Origin of the sequence: Actinokineospora sp. HUAS TT18, from assembly GCF_051364635.1 — a bacterium.
Taxonomy (GTDB): Bacteria; Actinomycetota; Actinomycetes; order Mycobacteriales; family Pseudonocardiaceae; genus Actinokineospora.
This window is the reverse complement of record NZ_CP195645.1, coordinates 83006-102446: the sequence shown is the minus strand read 5'-3', so window position 1 is coordinate 102446 and position 19441 is coordinate 83006. Positions and strand designations below refer to the sequence as shown.

Here is a 19441-nt window from a genome sequence, read left to right as displayed (position 1 = left end):
GAACGTTGACAACCGCACTGCTGGTCGCGGGCCTGATCATGATGATCGGCGCCGCGGTCCAGGGCACCATCGGCTTCGGCCTCAACCTGATCGCCGGGCCGATCCTGGCCCTGATCGACCCGATGCTCGTCCCGGTCCCCGTGCTGTTCGCGGGCACCGCGCTGGCGGCCATGATGATGGTCCGCGAACGCGGCGCGGTGTCGTGGTCGGGGGTCGGCTGGGCGATGCTCGGGCGGCTGCCCGGCAACCTGCTGGGCGTCCTGGCGCTGGCCATGCTCCCCGCGAGCGGGTTCAACCTGGTGATCGGCCTGAGCGTGGTCGTGTGCGTGGTGCTGTCGGTGATCACGTGGAACCCGCAGCCGACGCGGCCCGCGCTGGTCGTCGCCGGGACCGCGTCCGGCGCGTTCGGCACCATCGCCTCCATCGGCGGGCCGCCCATCGCGCTGGTCTACCAGAACCAGACCGGCCCGACGATCCGCTCCACGCTGAGCGCGTTCTTCCTGCTGGCCTCGATCTCGTCGCTGATCACGCTCGCCGCGACCGGCCACGTCGAGCAGCGGCACCTGACGGCCGCGGCGTTCCTGGTGCCGTTCCTGTTCGCGGGCATGCTGATCTCCGGCCCGCTGCGCAAGCACGTGGAGGGACCGCGCCTGCGCGTCGGCGTCCTCGCCGTGGCGACGGCCAGCGCGCTGCTGCTCATCGGCCGGAGTCTGCTGGGCTGAGCACGAAGACCTTGATCTCCCGGTCGGTCCGCTCGGCGTAGGCGGCGTAGGCGGGCCAGGTGCCGAGCAGGACCTTCCACAGGTCGTCGCGTTCCTGGCCGGTCGCGACCCGGGCGACGACCGCCTGCTCGACGCCGCCGACGTTGATGGTCGCGTCCGGGTTGGCCACGAGGTTGAGGCTCCACACCGGCGGCTTCGGCTTGCCCCAGTTGGAGCCCGCGATGATGTAGTCGCGGCCATGCGGGACGCAGAGCAGCGGGGTCGAGCGGGGCTGCCCCGACTTGCGGCCGCGCACGGTGAGGACGAGTTGGGGCAGGCCCGCGATCCGGAGGATGGCCAGCCTGCCGCGGCTCACCTTGTCCAGGAACCGGTCGAGTCCCACGATCGCGGGGGCGAACTTGGGCAGCCACGGCTGCTTGCCGATCGTCTTGGCCACCGGGGTCAGCGGATTCATGGGCTGAACCTACTGGGGCTGATCACCGTCCGGCCATCGGTGCGCCCATGGTCTGGCTTGTTCGAGCTGCGCCGCGAGCCGCAGCAGCGGACCCTCGCCGCCCGCCTTGCCCAGGAAGTGCACGCCGACCGGCAGCCCGCCGTCGGTCCAGAACAGCGGGACGCTCATCGCCGGGCGACCCGTCAGATTGGCGGTGACCAGCGGGAACGCGACGAAGCCCGCGGCGACCGCCTCGGCGGCCCTCGGGTCGTCATCGGCCATCGCGCCCAGCTTGGGCGGGAGTTGAGCGACGGTGGGCGACAGCCACAGGTCGAAAGTCTCCGTGGCCTCCGCGAGCGCGCGCGTGAAGTCCTGGATGACGGTGTGGCACAGCAGCAGTTCGCCGCCGGTCACGTGCCTGCCGCGCTCCCAGTACAGGCGGGTGAGCGGTTCGAGGTCGTCGGGTCCGGGCTCGCGGCCGAGTTCGCGCGACCAGAAGCGGATGATCCAGTCAACCGACGCGCCGAAGAGGCGGCCGATCGCGGAGCCGACCGCCGGGGTCAGCTCGGTCATGTCGCGCTCGAACACCTTGTGCCCGAGGGACTCCAACAGCCCGACCGCGTCGTCGAGCGCGGCGAGGCACTCCGGGTCGACCGGCTGGTCGTCCGGGTCGCGGCGGGTCACCGCGATCCGCAGGGCACCGGGTCGCCGCCCGACCTCGGCGACCCACGTGCCCTCGTGCGGCGGCGCCCAGCACGGGTCGCCGACGGCGGGTCCCGCGGTGACGTCGAGCAGGGCGGCGCTGTCGCGGACGGTCCGGGTGAGCACGTGCGCGGCGAGCATCCCGAACAGCCCGTCGCCGGACCGGGGGCCAAGCGGGTTGCGGGCACGCGTCGGTTTGAGGCCGAACAGGCCGCAGCAGGACGCCGGGATGCGCAGGGAGCCGCCGATGTCGTTGCCGTGCGCGACGGGGACCATTCCCGCGGCCACCGCCGCGGCCGAGCCGCCGCTGGACCCGCCGGTGGTGCGGGTCGGGTCCCAGGGGTTGGCGGTGGGGCCGAACAGCCGGGGTTCCGCGGTCGGGGCCAAGCCGAACTCCGCGGTGTTGGTCTTGCCGAGGATCACGAAGCCCGCCGCGCGCAGCCTGCGCACATACTCCTGGTCGCCCCGCGAGACATGACCACGCAGGAAGGCCGATCCCTCGGTGCACGGGAGGCCGTCGACGTCGCAGCTCAGGTCCTTGATGAGGATGGGCACACCCGCGAACGGCAGGTCCGGGTCGATCCGGCACGCGGTCTCGATGGCCTTCTCGTAGCCCGTGGTGATGACGGCGTTGAGCTCCGGGTTGAGGCACTCGATCCGCTGGACGGCGTCGCGGACCAGGTCGACCGGGCGCAGGACGCGCAGGTGGACGATCTCGGCCAGCGCGGTGGCGTCGAACCGCGCGGTGGAGGTGCCTGCCTGCATCCGGCCAGTGTGGACTGACCTACCAGGCCACCCCTACGGCCTTTCGGACCGTTTCCGGGCGGTCGAGCACGGCCAGCATGGCGTGCGCGACGTCGGCCCGGGAGATCAGCCGCCCGCCGCGCAGGTTCTGCTCGATCGCAAGGCGGTACTGGCGCGTCAGCGGCTTGTCGTTGAGCTGGGGCGGGCGGATCGACGTCCAGTCGAGGTCACTGGCGCGCAGGAGGTCCTCCATCTTGGCGAGGTCGGCGTAGTGGTCGCGCAGGACGGCCTTGATCAGCGGGGACAGCACGGTGCGCATGACGAACCCCTCCCCCGGGTCACGCGGCGGGTTCGGCCTGCCGGGAGACGGGAAGGTCGCGACCGGCGCCGCGCTGACCACGACGAGCCTGCGCACGGCTGCGGCCCGCATCGCGGTGACGATGGCCAGGGTGCCCGGCTCGGTGATCCCCGCGTCGGCGCGCGAGCGCGGGCCGAGACCGGACAGCACGGCGTCGGCTCCGGCGACGGCCGGTTCTAGAGCGGCGGGGTCGGCGTTGGCCAGGTCGGCGACGACCACGCGCACGTCGGCGGTCAGTTTGCTCGGGTCGCGCACGACGGCGGTGACGTCGTGGCCCGCGGCCAGCGCCTGCTCGACGAGCGCGTGGCCGATGCGACCTGTGGCGGCGAAGACGGTGAGTTTCACGGCGATCCTTCCGGGACGAGGTAACTTGTTCTCTGACGACCGGATAATACGAGGAGCGTATCATATGAGTTCCGTACCATCTGGTGACGCGCGTCGCAGGCGTCGGCTGGTGACGGGACTGCGCGACGGGCTGCGGGAGCTGAGCGTGCAGTTGACCCTGCTCAACAGCCAGGTCAGCGGAAAACTCGCCCTACGCGACGCCGACCTGCAGTGCCTCGACCTGATCACCCGACTCGGCCCGCTGTCGCCCAGCGCGGCCGCCAAGCGCTCCGGGGTGCACCCGGCGACGATGACGGGGATCCTGGACCGCCTCGAACGCGCGGGATTCATCGCCCGCGACCGCGACCCCGACGACCGCCGCTCGGTGCTGATCCGGGCCCTGCCGGAGCGGGGCGCCGAGGTCTACGGCCTGTACGCCGGGATGAACTCCGCGATGGACGCCGTGCTCGCCTCGTACGACGAGGACCAGCTGACGGTGATCGCCGACTTTCTCCGCCGCACCACCGCGGCGGGCCAGGCCGCGACGGACGACCTGGCTAGAGGCTCAGCCGCAGAGCGATGAACAGCAGCAACGGCGGCAACCCTCGTCCAGTACCAGCAGGGTGCGCGGCCGGACGAAGCACGACGCCAGCATGAACCGTCTGCGCTGTCCGCTCGACAACGTCACCGGAAGCTGGTCGGCGGCCCTGGCCGGCGCGAACTCATCCAGGACCGCGGCCAAGTCCACCGAGGCGCCATGTGCTCGGGCCATCAGGTCGAGGTGCTCGGACACCGACAGGTCCGGGAAGAAGTCGACCTCGTCCAGCACACAGGCCACCGCCGACCGCACCGCCGGATCGGTCTCGCGCAGCGGCCGCCCGTCCAGCCGGACCTCGCCCGCGTCCGGAGCCAGCACCCCGACCACGCACCGCAGAAGGGTGGTCTTGCCCGAGCCGTTCGGCCCGACCACCGCGACCGCGCGGCCCGCGCCGACGGTCAAGTTGATCCCGTCGAGCACGGGCCGGTCGCCCAGCCGCTTGGTCCGCCCGACTACCTCCAGCCGTGCCAGACCGCTCCCCCCGGCTATTCGGCTTTCGCCAATGACAGCGCGAACCGCCCCTCAGCGTCGGTCCACCAGTTCGTCAACACGAACCCCGCGGTGGAAAGTTCCTCGGCCACGCGCTCGCGGCGGAACTTGGCCGAGATCTCCGTGCGCATCTCCTCGCCCGCGGCGAACGACACGTCGAGGTCCAACGCCGCGATCCGCACCCGCTGGTCGCGAGTGGACCGCAGGCGCATCTCGATCCACTCGTTCTCGGCGTCCCACAGCGCCACGTGTTCGAACGCGTCGACGTCGAAGTCGGCGTCCAGTTCGCGGTTCAACACGTGCAGCACGTTGCGGTTGAACTCCGCCGTGACGCCCGCGGAATCGTCGTAGGCGGCGACCACTGTGGCCTCGTCCTTCACCAGGTCGGTGCCCAGCAGCAGCCACTCCCCCGGCTTCAGCACCGCCCGCACCGAGGCCAGGAACCGCGCGCGCTCGACGGGCAGCAGGTTGCCGATCGTGCCGCCGAGGAACGCGACGAGCCGGGCGGGCTCACCGGGCAGCAGGTCGAGGTGCTCGGTGAAGTCGCCGACCACGCCGTTGACCTGGGCCTTCGGGTACTCCGCGCTCAGCGCCGCCGATGCCTCGCGCAGCGCGGTCTCCGACACGTCCAGCACCACGATCTGGCTCAGGGTCTCGTGCAGCGAGTCGAGCAGCAGCCTGGTCTTCTCCGACGAGCCCGACCCCAGCTCGACCAGGGTGTGCGCGCCCGTCTCGCCCGCGATCTCCCTGGCCCTGGTCGCCAGGATCTCCCGCTCGGCGCGGGTCGGGTAGTACTCCGGAAGGCGGGTGATCTGCTCGAACAGCTCGCTGCCGCGCGCGTCGTAGAACCACTTGGGGGGCAAGGACTTCGGGGTGGCGGTCAGTCCGGTGAGGACGTCGGCCGCCAGCGAGCGGGCGGCGTGGTCGTCGGGCAGGTGGACATCCACCACGGCTTCGGTCATGTGCTCTTGGGTCCCCTCAAGCGAAGTGTCCAGGGCGCGCACACGCACCTGGTCGAGCGTGGCGGTCACCAGCAGGCCGTCGCCCAGTGACCGCCACTCCGGCGAGTCGTCCCACGGCTCGGAGGCCAGGACGACGGAGTCGTTGGTGTGCCGGACGGACAGCGAGTGCCACCAGGTGGTGGCGTAAAGCGTTTGCCCGTCGGTGAGCAGGAAGTTGAGTCGGGAGTCGGGCGCGAGGTCGCCCAGTTCGACCGCGAGACCGGCGAGCGCGTCGCCGGGATCGGCGCCGGAGTTCAGGCGGTGGCGCAGCAGGGCCCAGACGAAGGCGCTGTCGGTCGGCGCGTCCAGCGTCATCAAGTCCACAGCGGACAGTTCGGCGGCGAGCTTCTCGACGCTGTGCGGCCAGCCGCTGACCCGGCCGTTGTGGCTGAACAGCCAGTGTCCGTCGGTGAACGGCGCGCACGCGTCGTCGCAGACCGGCATGCCAATCGTGGCCGAGCGGACCGCCGCGACGACCGCCGTGCTCGACGCCGAAGCGGCGACCGCGGCGAAGCCCGCGTCCGTCCACATCGGAACCGCGCGGCGGTAGCGGACCACTGATCCGTCGACGTACCAGCCGACGCCGAAGCCGTCGACGTTGACCGAGCCGCCGCCGCGCATGTCCAGCGGCGCCCACGCCTGCTTGCGCAACCCGGCGGGCGGGTCGAACAGCAGGCTGGACAAGGGCACGGCGGGGCCGAGGTAACCCAGGTGGCGGCACATGTCAGCCGACCTCGTCCGGCCGCGGGTCGCGCGCGCATCTGAACCCGGCGAAGATCTGCCTGCGGATCGGGTGGTCCCAGTTGCGGAACGTGCCCCGCACCGCCGAGGCGTCCGTGCCGAACGAGCCGCCGCGCAGCATCTTGTAGTCGCCGCCGAAGAACACCTCGGAGTACTCCTTGTACGGGAACGCGGCGAACCCCGGGTAGGCGTGGAAGTCGGAGTCGACCCACTCCCACACGTCGCCGATCAGCTGCCGAACGCCCAGCGGCGACTCACCGGCCGGGTAGGACCCGACCGGCGCGGGCCGCAGGTGGCGCTGCCCCAGGTTGGCGTGCTCGGGACCCGGGTCCTCGTCGCCCCACGGGTAGCGCCGCGAGCGCCCGGTCGCCGGGTCGAAGCGGGCGGCCTTCTCCCACTCCGGCTCGGTGGGCAGCCGCTTGCCCGCCCACCGCGCGTACGCCTGCGCCTCGTGGAAGCACACGTGCACGACCGGCTCGTCGAGCGGGACCGGCTCCACGACGCCGAACCGGGTGCGCACCCAGCGATCGCCGTCACGCTCCCAGAACCGGGGCGCGACCAGCTTGGCCTTGGTCCGGTGCGCCCAGCCACGCTCGCTCCACCAGCGCTCGTCGTCGTAGCCGCCCGCGTCGATGAACGCCAGGTAGTCGCCGTTGCTGACCGGGACCGTGTCGATGACGAACGCGTCGACATGGGTGCGGAACGCGGGACGCTCGTTGTCCAGCGCCCACGGCTCCGTCGAAGTGCCCATGGTGAACTCGCCACCCGGCACCAACACTTCCCTCGCCGTTGGCCGAACCGCGGGCCCGGGATCGGGCGCGTGCAGCACCGGGGCGCCGATCCGCAGCTGGTGGGTGGCCAGCATGGTCTCGTCGTGCTGCTGCTCGTGCTGGACGATCATGCCGAAGGCGAAGCCATGGTCGACCAGGCGCGAACCCTCCAGCGGCGCCTTGTCGAGCACGTCGAACACCTTGTCGCGCACCTCCCGCACGTAGCCGCGGGCCTCGGCGGGCGAGAGCAGCGGCAGCGCGGGACGGTCGGCCCTGGCGTGCTGGAACGCGTCGTAGAGGTGGTCGATGTCCTCGCGCACGGGCTCGCGCCCGCCGACGTCGCGCACCAGCCACAGTTCTTCCTGGTTGCCGATGTGCGCCAGGTCCCACACCAGCGGCGACATCAGCTTCGAGTGCTGGCGCACCAGTTCGTCGTCCTCGATCGAGGTGAGCACGGTGCTGCGCTCGCGGGAGCGCCGCAGCTGCTCGGCGACCCGTTCGCGCAGGTCCTCGGTGCTGGTCACGACGTCCTCCCCATGGTGCGGTCGAGCAGTCTGTGCAGATCGGCGGTGATCACCCGCTGGTACTCCGGTCTCAGTCGGAGCGCGTCGATCGCCTTGCCGCCGAGGTCGAGCAGTTCGCGGGCGACGGCCGCGAGCACCGGGTCGGCCAGGCCGTGCCGGGCGGCCTCGACCCAGCGGCCCGCGGCGGGCAGGGCGATGTCGACGACCGCGTCGACGATCCCGCGATCACCGGTCAGGGCGGCCACGAGCGCGGCCGGGGTGATCCAGCCCGCCCCGTCCTGGGCGTCGAGGTAGCGCACCTCGAAGTAGCCCTGCGGCCGGACCGCCGGGAAAAGCGTGGAGATGTGATAGTCGAGATCGGCCGTGGTGGGCGGCTCCGGCAGCGCCCCGCCGATCCAGTCGGCGAAGGTCACCCCGCGCGGCGCGTCCCAGCACTCGCCCGGCCGCCGCACGCACAGCAGCGGCGTGTCGAGCACGTGCCTGGTCCAGGTCTCGATCGGGTCGACGCTGAGCGGCAGCGGGCTGGTGCGGGCCGGGTCGCAGCCCATCACCGCGCGGGCGCGGGCCGACGCCCAGCCCGTCGCCTCGCCCGCGAGGTCCGGCGAGTTGGCGAACAGCGCCAGCAGAACCGGCCCCATCGCGGTGATCGCGTTCCAGCGGGCAGGCACATCCTCGGGTTCACCGACGTCGACGCAGACCTGCAGGCCCGCCGTCGCGCACATCATGGCGATCCCGTCCGGCCCGATGGGCGCGAACGCGCGCTCCATCGCCGCGTAGCGGGGGGTGTCGAGGACCCGACGCGGGGTCCGGAACGGATCGGTGCCCCGGGCACCGAGCACCAGGTCGGCCTCAGCGAGCCGCTGGGCGAGGTGGTGGTGGTCGGCGATCACCGCGTCGAGCAGGTGGTCGAACCGGGGGGCGGGCAAGGAGGAGATCTCGACTTGTCCACCGGGCTCCACGGTGACCGGGGAACCGGCGGGGAGGGCCAACTGGGGACTGTCGGGGTCGAGCGTGCGGGGCGCGTGCGGCCCCAAAGCGGCTAGCAGGACTTCTGGCCGGAGTCGGCGTCCGGGATCGTCGCGATGGTGGACGGTCCATTCGAGTTCGACGCCCACCAGGTTCGGTGGACCGTGCTTGAAACAGACCGAGGCGACGTACGCCTCGGCCTCCACGCGGGCCCGCAACCGCTTTCCGTCGGGCCCCGTGGTCTCCGGTTCGCGTAGTGCGGTCAGGAGGGATCACCCCTTCGTCGACGGCCTCCGAACGGCCTGAAATCGAAGCTACACGCGGCCACCGACAGTCGCACGACGCCGGAACCGCGACGTGAGACTCTGTTAATGGCGACGTGAGTGATACCCAATACGTACGTACGGATTGCTTCCGGTCGCCCCGACTGACACCATCGACCGGTGCCCAGGGTGAGCCAGGACCATCTCGACGCGCGCCGCCGCCAGATCCTCGACGGGGCGCGGTCCTGTTTCGCGCGCCACGGCTACGAGGGCGCGACCGTGCGCCGCCTGGAAGAGGCTACCGGGTTGTCCCGCGGCGCGATCTTCCACCATTTCCGCGACAAGGAGTCGCTGTTCCTCGCACTGGCCGAGGACGACGTGCTCCGGATGACCGAGGTCGTGGCCCAGCAGGGTCTGGTCCAGGTCATGCGCGACCTGCTCGCGGGCCCTACCGAGGCCGAGGGCGAGACCCCGGCCGACTGGCTGGGCACCCGCCTGGAGGTCTCCCGCCGCCTGCGCACCGACCCGGAGTTCCGCGCGCGCTGGGCCGAGCGGTCCGAGCAGCTGACCATCGCCACCCGCAACCGCCTCCTGCGCCAGCGCGAGGCGGGCAAGCTGCGCGACGACGTCGACGTGACTGTGCTCACGGCGTTCTTGGAGCTGGTGCTGGAGGGCGTGGTCTCGCATCTGGCCATGGGCCTGCCCGCCGACGACCTCGAGCCCGTGCTCGATCTGGTGGAGGAAACGGTCCGCAGGCACCGCCGCGCGGGATAAGGCGCGAAAACCGGATCGAGTTCCCTAGAATGGGGACATTCAGTACGTGAATAACGAGGAGTGACAGTTCACCGTGCGCAAAGCGCAGTCCCCGGGTCGCAGTAGCGGGCCGGGAGAGAGTCCCGGCGACCATACCGACCCGGAAGCCGGGTGTGCTCCCCGGTGACCGGTCCCCTGCTCAGCGTCCTCGGCCTACTCGCCGTGGCCGCCCTGACGCTCGGAACCGCGCTCTTCGTCGCGGCCGAGTTCTCCCTGACCACCCTCGAACGCAGCCAGGTCGACCACCACGTCGCCCAGGTCGGCGACCGGCGCGCCCACGCGATCGCCAAGGCCCACCGGACGCTGTCGTTCCAACTCTCCGGCGCCCAGCTCGGCATCACGATCACCACGCTGATCACCGGCTACATCGCCGAGCCCGCCATCGCCGAGCTGATCGAGCCGCTGCTCACGGCGGTCGGGCTGCCCGTGAGGGCGGCCGACGCGGTGTCCATCGTCATCGCGCTGCTGGTCGCCACCTCGCTGTCGATGGTGTTCGGCGAACTCGTGCCGAAGAACCTCGCCATAGCCAAGCCACTGGCCACCGCGCGCGCGGTCGCCGGTCCGCAGGCGGTGTTCTCCCTGGGGCTGCGCTGGCTGATCAGCGCGCTCAACGGCTCGGCCAACTGGATCGTGCGTCGCCTCGGCGTCGAGCCGCAGGAGGAACTGCGCTCGGCCCGCTCGCCGCAGGAACTCGGCGGCCTGGTCCGCTCCAGCGCCGCGCTCGGCACGCTCGACACGGGCACGGCCACGCTGCTGAGCCGGTCGCTGCGCTTCGGCGACCGCACGGCCGACGAGCTGATGACCCCGCGCGTGCAGGTGCAGGCGCTGCGCGCGGACGCCACGGTGGTCGACCTGATCGAGCTGGCCAGGTCCACCGGGTTCTCCCGGTTCCCGGTGCACGGTGGCGATCTCGACGACATCCGCGGCGTCGTGCACGTCAAGCAGGTGTTCAGCGTGCCGACGGCGATGCGGGCCACCACCAAGGCGTCCTCGCTGGCCAGGCCGGTGCCCACGGTCCCGGAGACCCTCGACGGCGACGTGCTGCTCGACCGGCTGCGCGGCTCCGGCCTGCAGGTGGCGATCGTGGTCGACGAGTACGGCGGCACCGCCGGGATCGTCACCCTGGAGGACCTGATCGAGGAGATCGTCGGCGACGTGCGCGACGAGCACGACCGCGGCGAGGTCAACCCGGTCCGCCCGCTGGGCAAGGAGAGCTGGATGGTCTCGGGCCTGCTGCGCGACGACGAACTCGCCGAGGCGACCGGACTGCGGATGCCGCACGGCGAGTACGAGACCGTCGCGGGCTTCGTGCTCACCAGGCTGGGCCGGATCCCGTCAGTCAACGACGAGATCCGCTACGACGGCTGGCGGATCACGGTGATGCGGATGGACCGCCACCGCGTCGCCGAGCTCCGGGTCGCCAAGGTGCAGCGGGAGGCGACGTCATGAGCGACGTCCTGGCACTTCTCGCGACAGTTCTTCTGTTGCTGGGCAACGGTTTCTTCGTCGGCGCCGAGTTCGCCATCATCACCGCCCGCCGCGACCGCCTGGAGGCGCTGTCCCGCGAGGGCCACTCCCGGGCCACCGTGGCGATCGAGGCGGGCCGGGAGCTGCCGCTGCTGATCGCGGGCGCCCAACTCGGCATCACCGTGTGTTCGCTCGGCTTGGGCGCGCTGTCCGAGCCGGTGATCGCGAGCCTGCTGGAGGCCCCGTTCCACTCGCTGGACATCCCGCCCGCGGTGCTGCACGGTGTGGCGTTCGCGATCGCGCTGGGCATCGTGGTCACGCTGCACACGGTGATCGGCGAGATGGTGCCGAAGAACCTGGCGATCGCCGGGCCGGAGGGCGCGGCGATGGCACTCGTGCCGGTGCACTTCGCGTTCTGCAAGCTGGTCCGGCCGCTGTTGAAGCTGTTCACGATCGCCTCGACGTTCATCCTCAAGCGGTTCAATGTCGAGCCGAAGGACGAGTTGGAGAGCGCCTACACGCCGGACGAGTTGGCCACGCTGATCGCCGAGTCGCGGCGGGAGGGCCTGCTGGACGCCTCCGAGCACCGGCGGCTCTCCAACACGCTGTCGTCGGTCGAGCGGACCGTCGCCGACGTGATGGTGCCGCTGGCCAGGATCAAGACGGTGCCCTCCCCGCCGACGGTCGGCGACATCGACCAGGCGGTCGGCGAGACCGGCTACTCCCGGTTCCCGGTGCGCACCGCCGAGGGCGGCCTGCAGGGGTACGTGCACGTCAAGGACGTGCTCGACCAGGTCGACGCCGACCCGGCCACGCCCCTACCCGCCACCCGGATCCGCGCGCTGCCGCAGGTGCCCGCCGACTCGCGGGTCGACGAGGCGCTCAGCGCGCTGCGCCGGGCACACAGCCACCTGGCGATGGCCGTGGCGGCCGACCGCACGGTGCTGGGCGTGATCGCCCTGGAGGACCTGGTCGAGGAGTACGTGGGAACCGTGCGCGACGGGACGCACATCGCCAACGGTGGCTGAGCGGATCGTGCTGGCCGAGCCCGTCTGGCACGCCAGACGGGACGGCCACGCGCGTCGGATGCGGGCGTGGACGGTGCCGCACCAGCAGCGCCGGGTGCGCGGTGAGAAGCACCCGGTGCTGGACTTCCTGTTCACCTACTACTCCCACCGCCCCGCGCAGTTGGAGCGGTGGCACCCGGGTCCGGGTGTCGTGCTGGCGGGCGAGTCGGCGCGGGAGTACCTGCGCTGGCCCGCCTACACCGCGACCCCCGACGGCGTGACGCTCGACGTCGCGGGTCTGCCGGAGCCGCGCGTCCGGGCGGCCCGGTTCATCCGCGACCTGCTGTCCGCCACCGCGTCCCGCGCGCCGCGGCTCGGCTGCTTCGGCCTGCACGAGTGGGCCATGGTCTACCGCCAGCCCACCACCGAGATCCGCCACGTCGACTGGCCGCTGCGCCTGGGTGCCGATGGCACCGACGCGGTGGTCGAGTCGCAGACGATCAAGTGCAGCCACTTCGACGCGTTCCGCTTCTTCACCGAGCCCGCGCGGCCGCTGAACACCCTCGAACCCAGTCGCGACAAGCAGATCGCGCTCGAACAGCCCGGCTGCCTGCACGCGACGATGGACCTGTTCAAGTGGGCCTACAAGCTCGACCCCTACACCCCGTCCGACCTGCTGGCCGATTGCTTCGACCTCGCCTCGGACGTGCGGGAGCTTGACATGCGGGCGAGTCCGTACGACCTGTCCGACCTCGGCTACGACCCGGTGCCGATCGAGACCGAGCGCGGCCGGGCCGACTACGTCCGCGCCCAGGCCGACTTCGCCCGCCGCGCGGAACCCTTGCGGGCCAACCTGATCGCTCTTTGTGACGATCTGTTGAGTAACTTCACGGACTGTCAACCCTCTTGACGCAAGGGTTTCACCTAATAGAGTGCCCACACCGAGCGCGCACCCCGTGTGCTCGAAAGGGTTGCGATGTCTCGACAACGTGGGGACCGCCGCCGCGCGCCGCGGTGGGCGGTCCTGCTCCCCGGGCTGATCGTGATCATGGTCGCCCTGTGGTTCGGCGGAAGCTGGCTGCGCTACGCCGCCGATGAGCGCGCCGCCGAGCGCGGCCGGGAGTGCGCGGCCGGGCCGGTCGCGCTGAAGGTCGTGGTCACCCCGTCGGTCGAGACGCCGCTGCGGGAGATCGCCAAGCGCTGGAACGCCCGCGGCCCCGTGGTGGGCGATCGATGCGTGAAGGTCAACATCTCGTCGGCCGAGTCCGCCGCCGTGCTCGCCGGGCTCACCGGCGAGTGGTCGGCCCGCGAACTCGGCGACCGCCCGCACGCGTGGCTGCCCGAGTCCTCGATCTGGACCGACCGCCTGAGCGCCGTCGATGACGCGCTGCTCGGCTCCGCGCCCGACACCGTGGCGGGCAGCCCGGTCGTGCTGGCCGCGCCGCAGGAGGCGGCGGCGACGCTGTCGAAGGCGATGGCGTTCAGCTGGGCCGACCTCGCCACCCTGACCTCCGACCCCGGCGGCTGGTCGCGGTTCGGCAAGTCCGGCTGGGGGCGGATCACCCTGGCCCTGCCCTCCCCCGCGGCGAACCCGGCGACCGGGCTGGCCGTGCAGGCGGTGTTGTCGGGAGTCGGCAAGCAGAGCCCGCTCACCCAGGAGGTCCTGGCCCGCCCCGAGGTCACCGACGCGATCAGCAAGCTCGCCGCGGGTCAGCCATCCGGAGTCCCCGAGACCACCCGCGACACCCTGATCAGCCTGGGCGACGCGGAGACCATGGAGGCGGCGCCGTTCGGCATGGTCCCGGTGCTGGAGGTCGACCTGCACCGCCGCAACCTCGCCGCCGACGGCCGCCCGGCCGCGCGGCACCCGCTGACGGAGATCGTCGCCACCGGCCCGGTGCCGACCGCGGACTTCCCGTTCGTCCGCCTCGCAGGCATCGACCAGGTCCTCGCCGACGCCGCCGACCAGTTCCGCCAGTTCGTGCTGGCCCCCGACCAGCAGCGTGACCTCGCCCGCGCGGGCCTGCGCACGGTGTCGTCCCGCGAGCGCCCGTCGAACTCGGTCGGGATGTCGTGGCCGGACCTGCCGCCCGCGACCGCCCCGGCGAACTCCAAGACCACCCAGCAACTCGCCGCCACCTGGGCCGCGGCCACCGAGGGCGGCCGCATCGTGACCTTGCTGGTCGACGTCTCGAAGTCGATGACCGGCGACGGCGGCGAGGGCCGCAGCCGCATCGACCGCGTCAAGGAATCCCTGCACGGCTACGCGGACTACACGGTCTCGGGCTCGGTCGGCCTGTGGCGGTTCTCCCGCGCACTCGACAAGAGCAAGCCCTACCAGCAGTTGGTGGCGACCGGCCCCATCGCCGACCGCCGCGCCGCCCTCCACCAGGCGATCGACACGCTGACCCCGGTCGGCTCCACCGACCTGTACGAGAGCATCGCGGCGGCCTACAAGACAGCGGCGTCGACTTACGTGGCGGGCAAACGCAACGAGATCGTCGTGATCACCGACGGCGGCTCAGACGGCACGATGACACTGGGCGAGCTGACCGCGCTGATCAAGTCGGTGGGCGACCCGAAGAAACCGGTGGCCGTCAGCGTGATCGCCTTCGGCCCGGACCAGAACCGCGCGGCCCTGCGAGAACTGGCCAAACTGACCAAGGGCACGGTGTCGACGCTGACCGACGCCCGCGGCATCCAAGCCGCACTGGGCCAACTGTCCGCCCGGCGTGGCTAGGATCGCGATCATGGTGAAGCTGGTGGCGGCGTTGGCCGCTGTGCTGCTGCTCGCGGCCTGCTCCGAGTCCGCCCCCGGCACCGCCGTCCCCACGTCGGCTGCGGCCGACCGCAGCGGCCCGGTCGACGCGAAGGTGCCGGTGGAGTTGCGGCCCGTGCTGTCGGTGGACCCGCCCGGCTCGCCGACCGGTCCCGACGCGCTGGAGGGTGACGACGGCGTCTACCGGGTCGCGCCGTCGATCGGGGAGTTCACCCGGTTCGAGGATGTCGGTGTCGAGGAGACGCCGACCGGTGGCTGGGCGATCAACCTGAAACTGCCACCGGACAGCACCATGCTCTTCGCGGACTGGACGTCGAAGCACGTGGGTGAGCAGCTTGCCATCGTGGTCGACGGCAAGCTGCTCATCGCGCCCATGATCCAGTCGGCGATCACGGGTGGGGCGGTTCAGGTCTCCGATCCGGAGTTCACCGAAGCCACGGCCCGGGAACTCGCCCGGTCGATCACCGGTTAGGCCCAGAACTCGTCCGGGTTCGGGCCGGTGCGCACGCCGTTCTCCAGGCCCGCAAGCTCGGCGTGGTCGGCCTCGGTCAGAGCGAAGTCGAACACGTCGATGTTCGCCCGGATGCGCTCCGGGGTGACCGACTTCGGGATGACGATGTTGCCCAGGTCCAGGTGCCACCGCAGCAGCACCTGCGCCGCCGACTTCCCGTGCCGCTCACCGATGGCGGCGACCGTCGGGTCAGAGATCAGCTTGCCCTGGCCCAGCGGGCTCCACGCCTCGGTCGCGATGCCGTGCTTGGCGTGGAAGGCGCGCAGGTCGGCCTGCGGCAGGTTGGGGTGCAGCTCGATCTGGTTGACCGACGGCACGGTCCCGGTCTCGGCGAAGAGCCTGTCCAAGTGCGATTGGTGGAAGTTGGACACACCGATCGACCGCGCGCGGCCGTCTTCCTTGATCTTCTCCAGTGCCCGCCACGAGTCGACGTACTTGTCCTGCGCCGGGGACGGCCAGTGGATCAGGTACAGGTCGACGTAGTCCAGCTTCAGCTTGGCGAGGCTCTCGTCGAACGCGCGCAGGGCTTCGTCGTAGCCCTGGGCGGAGTTCCAGAGCTTGGTGGTGACGAACAGCTCCTCCCGCGGCACGCCGGACGCCGCGATCGCCGCGCCGGTGCCCACCTCGTTGCCGTAGATCGCCGCGGTGTCGATACTGCGGTACCCGGCCTCGATGGCGGTCGCCACCGCGGTCACGGCGACGTCGTCGGGGACCTGCCAGACGCCGTAGCCGAGCTGCGGGATGGTGGTGCCGTCGTTGAGCTTCACTTCCGACATACGTGCTTTTCCTCCAGAGTGGACTACCCCTCACTGTGGACAACTCCGACGGCTGGTTGTTATTCCCCGCTAGCATCGCCACCGTGGGTGATCAGGTGGTGGAGATCTATACCGACGGCGCGTGCGTGCCCAATCCCGGTCCGGGCGGCTGGGGGGCGGTGCTGCGCTACGGCGACCGCGAGCGCGACCTGTGCGGCGGCGAGGCCGAACGCACGACGAACAACCGGATGGAGCTGATGGCGCCCATCCAGGCGCTGGAGACGCTGACCAGGCCGTGTCGGGTCGACGTCTACACCGACAGCACCTACGTCCGCAACGGCATCACCAAGTGGGTGGCCACGTGGAAGTCCAACGGCTGGCAGACCTCGGCCAAGACGCCGGTCGCCAACGAGGACCTGTGGAAGCGGCTCGAAGCGGCGGCGGCGCGCCACGAGGTCGAGTGGCACTGGGTGAAGGGCCACGCGGGCCACCCGGAGAACGAACGCGCCGACCAACTCGCCCTCGAAGGGCTCCAGGCAGCGGTCAAGGCGGCCAAATAAAACCGCCCGCCACCGAAGTGGCGGGCGGTTCAGACCTCAGCTCTGGTACGCGTCCAAGGGCGGGCAGGAGCAGACCAGGTTCCGGTCGCCCTTGGCGCCGTCGATCCGGCGGACCGGGGGCCAGATCTTGTTGGGCGTGATGCCCGCCGGGAACACCGCTTCCTCGCGGCTGTACGGGTGGTCCCACTTGCCCGCGATCGACGCGGCCGTGTGCGGCGCGTTGACCAGCGGGTTGTCCTCGGCGGGCCAGTCACCCGCGGCGACCCGGTCGACCTCGCCCTTGATCGCGATCATCGCGTCGCAGAAGCGGTCGATCTCGGCGAGGTCCTCCGACTCGGTCGGCTCGACCATCAGCGTGCCCGCGACCGGGAACGACATCGTCGGCGCGTGCAGGCCGTAGTCGGCGAGGCGCTTCGCCACGTCGTCGACGGTGATGCCCGTGGCCTTGGTCAGCGGGCGCAGGTCGAGGATGCACTCGTGGGCGACGAAGCCGCCCTCACCGGTGTAGAGGACCGGGTAGTGCTCGTCGAGCCGACGCGCGATGTAGTTGGCCGACGCGACCGCCGTCAGGGTCGCGCGGCGCAGGCCGTCGGCGCCCATCATGCGGACGTAGGCCCACGAGATCGGCAGGATCGACGCGCTGCCCCACGGGGCGGCGCTGATCGGGCCGACGCCGGTGGGCGGGCCAGCGGTCGGCTGCAGCGGGTGGTTCGGCAGGAACGGCGCCAGGTGCGACTTCACACCGATCGGGCCGACGCCGGGGCCGCCGCCGCCGTGCGGGATGCAGAACGTCTTGTGCAGGTTGAGGTGCGAGACGTCCGAGCCGAACTTGCCGTAGCGGGCGAGGCCGATGAGGGCGTTGAGGTTCGCACCGTCCACATAGACCTGGCCGCCCGCGTCGTGCACCAGGCCGCAGACCTCGCGCACCGTGTCCTCGTACACCCCGTGCGTCGACGGGTAGGTGATCATGATGGCGGCGAGATCGTCCTTGTGCTCCTCGACGCTGGCCCGCAGGTGGTCGAGGTCGATGTTGCCCGAGTCGTCGCACTTGACGACCGCGACGCGCATGCCCGCCATGACCGCGCTCGCGGCGTTGGTGCCGTGCGCGCTCGACGGGATCAGGCACACGTCGCGCTCGCCGTGGCCCTGCGAGCGGTGGTAGGCGCGGATCGCGAGCAGGCCCGCGAACTCGCCCTGGCTGCCCGCGTTCGGCTGCAGGCTCACCGCGTCGTAGCCGGTGACCTGGGCCAGCCAGCCCTCCAGGTCGCTGACCACGCGCAGGATGCCCGCGGCCTGGTCGGCAGGCGCGAACGGGTGCAGGTCGGCGAAGGCGGGCCAGGTGATCGGCTCCATCTCCGCGGTCGCGTTGAGCTTCATCGTGCACGAGCCCAGCGGGATCATGCTGCGGTCGAGCGCGACGTCCTTGTCCGACAGCGCGCGCAGGTAGCGCAGCAGCGCGGTCTCGGAGCGGTGGGTGCTGAACACCGGGTGGGTCAGGTACTCCGACGTGCGGACCAGCGCGGCCGGGATCGCGTCGGCGGTGTCGACGTCGAGCGCGTCGGCGTCGGCGGTCACGCCGAAGGCCTGCCACACCAGCGCCAGCGTCTCGCGCGAGGTGGTCTCGTCGCAGGCGATGCCGACGTGGTCGGCGTCGACCAGCCGCAGGTTGACACCCAGGTCGCGGGCGGCGGCGACGATGTCGGCGGCGGTGCCGTGCACGCGCGCGAGGACGGTGTCGAAGAAGTCGCCGTGGACGATGTCGATCCCGCCGTCGCGCAGGCCGGCCGCGAGGACCGTCGCCATCCGGTGCGCCCGGGTCGCGATCGCCTTCAGGCCGTCGGGGCCGTGGTAGACCGCGTACATCGACGCGACGACCGCGAGCAGCACCTGCGCGGTGCAGATGTTCGAGGTGGCCTTCTCCCGGCGGATGTGCTGCTCACGGGTCTGCAGCGCCAGCCGGTAGGCCAGGTTGCCGTCGGCGTCGGTGCTCACGCCGACCAGGCGGCCGGGCAGCTGCCGCTCCAGGCCCGCGCTGACCGCCATGTACCCGGCGTGCGGACCGCCGAAGCCCATCGGCACGCCGAAGCGCTGGGTGGTGCCGACGACGACGTCGGCGCCGATCTCGCCCGGCGCGCGCAGCAGCGTCAGCGACAGCAGGTCGGCGGTCACCGCGACCTTCGCGCCGCGCTCGTGCGCCTCGGCGATCAGGGCGGCGTGGTCGCGCACGGCACCGCTGGCACCGGGGTAGGACAGCAGCACGCCGAAGAAGTCGCCCGCGGGCAGGCCCTCGGTCAGGTCGGCCACGACGATCTCGATGCCAAGCGGCTCGGCGCGGGTCTCGATGACGGCGATGGTCTGCGGGAACGTGTCGGCGTCGACGACGAACCGGGCCGACTTCGACCGGCCCGCGCGCCGCACCAGCGTCATCGCCTCGGCGGCCGCGGTCGACTCGTCGAGCATCGACGCGTTCGCCGTCGGCAGACCGGCCAGGTCAGCGACCATGGTCTGGAAGTTGATGAGCGCCTCGAGCCTGCCCTGGGAGATCTCGGGCTGGTACGGCGTGTACGCCGTGTACCAGGCAGGGCTCTCCAGCACGTTGCGGCGGATCACCGGAGGGGTGACCGTGCCGTAGTAGCCGAGGCCGATCATCTGGGTGAGCGTGCGGTTCTGCGACGCCAGCTCGCGCAGCTCGGCGAGGGAGCCCTGCTCGGTGGCGGGGGCGGGCAGGTCGATGGCCAGCTCACCGTCGCGGATCGACTCCGGGACGGCGCGCTGGGCCAGTTCCTCCAGCGAGCCGACGCCGACGACGTCGAGGATCCGAGCCAGCTCGGCCGGGCGGGGCCCGACGTGGCGGTCGGCGAACAGGGTGCCGTGCTCGAGCGCGGCGAGGGGGATCCGTGTCATCAGTGCAGCT

18 protein-coding genes and 1 pseudogene are annotated in these 19441 nt (G+C 71.5%); 9 read left to right on the top strand and 10 right to left on the bottom strand.

Annotated features, from left to right (window positions below):
• Nucleotides 1–5 precede the first annotated feature (5 nt).
• Nucleotides 6–722 carry a sulfite exporter TauE/SafE family protein gene (locus tag ACSHT8_RS00520; RefSeq protein WP_436496606.1) on the top strand — a complete coding sequence of 239 codons (717 nt, stop codon included), beginning with the start codon at nt 6–8 and terminating at the stop codon, nt 720–722.
• Here ACSHT8_RS00520 and ACSHT8_RS00515 read toward each other — a convergent pair.
• The 3 genes from ACSHT8_RS00515 to ACSHT8_RS00505 are packed head-to-tail and all read right to left on the bottom strand — an operon-like array spanning nt 697 to nt 3304.
• Complete coding sequence (locus ACSHT8_RS00515; RefSeq protein ID WP_436496604.1) at nt 697–1176, bottom strand: nitroreductase family deazaflavin-dependent oxidoreductase; 480 nt, start codon at nt 1174–1176, stop codon at nt 697–699. The two genes, ACSHT8_RS00520 and ACSHT8_RS00515, sit on opposite strands and share 26 nt — an antisense overlap.
• Before the next feature lie 9 nt (nt 1177–1185).
• Complete coding sequence (locus tag ACSHT8_RS00510; RefSeq protein WP_436496602.1) at nt 1186–2622, bottom strand: amidase; 1437 nt, start codon at nt 2620–2622, stop codon at nt 1186–1188.
• A gap of 19 nt (nt 2623–2641) precedes the next feature.
• On the bottom strand, nt 2642–3304 hold the full coding sequence (locus tag ACSHT8_RS00505) for an NAD(P)-dependent oxidoreductase (protein ID WP_436496600.1): 663 nt from the start codon (nt 3302–3304) through the stop codon (nt 2642–2644).
• A gap of 64 nt (nt 3305–3368) precedes the next feature.
• Here ACSHT8_RS00505 and ACSHT8_RS00500 point away from each other — a divergent pair, with 64 nt between their 5' ends.
• A complete protein-coding gene (locus ACSHT8_RS00500; RefSeq protein ID WP_436496598.1) occupies nt 3369–3866 on the top strand; it encodes a MarR family transcriptional regulator in 498 nt (165 codons plus the stop codon).
• Here the strand turns inward: ACSHT8_RS00500 and ACSHT8_RS00495 are convergent.
• From ACSHT8_RS00495 to ACSHT8_RS00475, 5 genes and pseudogenes are all read right to left on the bottom strand, one after another.
• Nucleotides 3849–4301: an ABC transporter ATP-binding protein gene (locus tag ACSHT8_RS00495; RefSeq protein WP_436496596.1), complete on the bottom strand. Its 453-nt coding sequence runs from the start codon at nt 4299–4301 to the stop codon at nt 3849–3851. The two genes, ACSHT8_RS00500 and ACSHT8_RS00495, sit on opposite strands and share 18 nt — an antisense overlap.
• 65 nt (nt 4302–4366) lie before the next feature.
• A complete protein-coding gene (gene egtD, locus ACSHT8_RS00490; protein ID WP_436501946.1) occupies nt 4367–5332 on the bottom strand; it encodes an L-histidine N(alpha)-methyltransferase in 966 nt (321 codons plus the stop codon).
• Between the two features lie 42 nt (nt 5333–5374).
• A pseudogene (gene egtC / locus ACSHT8_RS00485) lies at nt 5375–6094 on the bottom strand (ergothioneine biosynthesis protein EgtC); the annotation flags it as partial.
• A gap of 1 nt (nt 6095) precedes the next feature.
• Nucleotides 6096–7406, bottom strand: a complete 1311-nt coding sequence (gene egtB, locus ACSHT8_RS00480; protein WP_436496594.1) for an ergothioneine biosynthesis protein EgtB — start codon at nt 7404–7406, stop codon at nt 6096–6098.
• The gene (locus tag ACSHT8_RS00475; RefSeq protein ID WP_436496592.1) at nt 7403–8590 is read right to left on the bottom strand and encodes a glutamate-cysteine ligase family protein; all 1188 of its coding nucleotides are present in this window, start codon (nt 8588–8590) and stop codon (nt 7403–7405) included. Before ACSHT8_RS00475 ends, egtB begins: the two co-directional genes overlap by 4 nt.
• A 225-nt stretch (nt 8591–8815) precedes the next feature.
• Between ACSHT8_RS00475 and ACSHT8_RS00470 the strand changes: the two genes are divergently transcribed.
• The 6 genes from ACSHT8_RS00470 to ACSHT8_RS00445 all read left to right on the top strand — a co-directional run bounded on the left by ACSHT8_RS00470 (nt 8816) and on the right by ACSHT8_RS00445 (nt 15173).
• On the top strand, nt 8816–9409 hold the full coding sequence (locus tag ACSHT8_RS00470) for a TetR/AcrR family transcriptional regulator (protein ID WP_436496590.1): 594 nt from the start codon (nt 8816–8818) through the stop codon (nt 9407–9409).
• 162 nt (nt 9410–9571) lie between these two features.
• On the top strand, nt 9572–10897 hold the full coding sequence (locus tag ACSHT8_RS00465; protein WP_436496588.1) for a hemolysin family protein: 1326 nt from the start codon (nt 9572–9574) through the stop codon (nt 10895–10897).
• Nucleotides 10894–11943: a hemolysin family protein gene (locus ACSHT8_RS00460; RefSeq protein ID WP_436496586.1), complete on the top strand. Its 1050-nt coding sequence runs from the start codon at nt 10894–10896 to the stop codon at nt 11941–11943. The genes ACSHT8_RS00465 and ACSHT8_RS00460 overlap by 4 nt, the downstream gene beginning before the upstream one ends.
• Complete coding sequence (locus ACSHT8_RS00455) at nt 11936–12832, top strand: 3-methyladenine DNA glycosylase (RefSeq protein WP_436496584.1); 897 nt, start codon at nt 11936–11938, stop codon at nt 12830–12832. The genes ACSHT8_RS00460 and ACSHT8_RS00455 overlap by 8 nt, the downstream gene beginning before the upstream one ends.
• Before the next feature lie 66 nt (nt 12833–12898).
• Complete coding sequence (locus tag ACSHT8_RS00450; RefSeq protein ID WP_436496582.1) at nt 12899–14662, top strand: substrate-binding domain-containing protein; 1764 nt, start codon at nt 12899–12901, stop codon at nt 14660–14662.
• A 10-nt stretch (nt 14663–14672) separates the two neighbouring features.
• A complete protein-coding gene (locus ACSHT8_RS00445) occupies nt 14673–15173 on the top strand; it encodes a SecDF P1 head subdomain-containing protein (protein WP_436496580.1) in 501 nt (166 codons plus the stop codon).
• Here ACSHT8_RS00445 and ACSHT8_RS00440 read toward each other — a convergent pair.
• Entirely contained in the window at nt 15170–15988 is an 819-nt protein-coding gene (locus ACSHT8_RS00440) for an aldo/keto reductase (RefSeq protein WP_436496578.1), read from the bottom strand. The two genes, ACSHT8_RS00445 and ACSHT8_RS00440, sit on opposite strands and share 4 nt — an antisense overlap.
• Before the next feature lie 83 nt (nt 15989–16071).
• Here ACSHT8_RS00440 and rnhA point away from each other — a divergent pair, with 83 nt between their 5' ends.
• A complete protein-coding gene (gene rnhA, locus ACSHT8_RS00435) occupies nt 16072–16527 on the top strand; it encodes a ribonuclease HI (RefSeq protein WP_436496576.1) in 456 nt (151 codons plus the stop codon).
• A 36-nt stretch (nt 16528–16563) separates the two neighbouring features.
• On the opposite strand, the gene gcvP is transcribed toward rnhA, so the two are convergent.
• Nucleotides 16564–19431, bottom strand: a complete 2868-nt coding sequence (gene gcvP, locus ACSHT8_RS00430) for an aminomethyl-transferring glycine dehydrogenase (RefSeq protein WP_436496574.1) — start codon at nt 19429–19431, stop codon at nt 16564–16566.
• Between the last annotated feature and the right edge of the window lie 10 nt (nt 19432–19441).

Coding starts and splice junctions, on each gene's coding strand:
- ACSHT8_RS00450 (WP_436496582.1), top strand. CDS start 12,899: ATGTCTCGACAACGTGGGGACCGCCGCCGCGCGCCGCGGTGGGCGGTC.
- ACSHT8_RS00515 (WP_436496604.1), bottom strand. CDS start 1,176: ATGAATCCGCTGACCCCGGTGGCCAAGACGATCGGCAAGCAGCCGTGG.
- ACSHT8_RS00460 (WP_436496586.1), top strand. CDS start 10,894: ATGAGCGACGTCCTGGCACTTCTCGCGACAGTTCTTCTGTTGCTGGGC.
- ACSHT8_RS00440 (WP_436496578.1), bottom strand. CDS start 15,988: ATGTCGGAAGTGAAGCTCAACGACGGCACCACCATCCCGCAGCTCGGC.
- gcvP (WP_436496574.1), bottom strand. CDS start 19,431: ATGACACGGATCCCCCTCGCCGCGCTCGAGCACGGCACCCTGTTCGCC.
- ACSHT8_RS00445 (WP_436496580.1), top strand. CDS start 14,673: ATGGTGAAGCTGGTGGCGGCGTTGGCCGCTGTGCTGCTGCTCGCGGCC.
- ACSHT8_RS00500 (WP_436496598.1), top strand. CDS start 3,369: ATGAGTTCCGTACCATCTGGTGACGCGCGTCGCAGGCGTCGGCTGGTG.
- egtD (WP_436501946.1), bottom strand. CDS start 5,332: ATGACCGAAGCCGTGGTGGATGTCCACCTGCCCGACGACCACGCCGCC.
- ACSHT8_RS00510 (WP_436496602.1), bottom strand. CDS start 2,622: ATGCAGGCAGGCACCTCCACCGCGCGGTTCGACGCCACCGCGCTGGCC.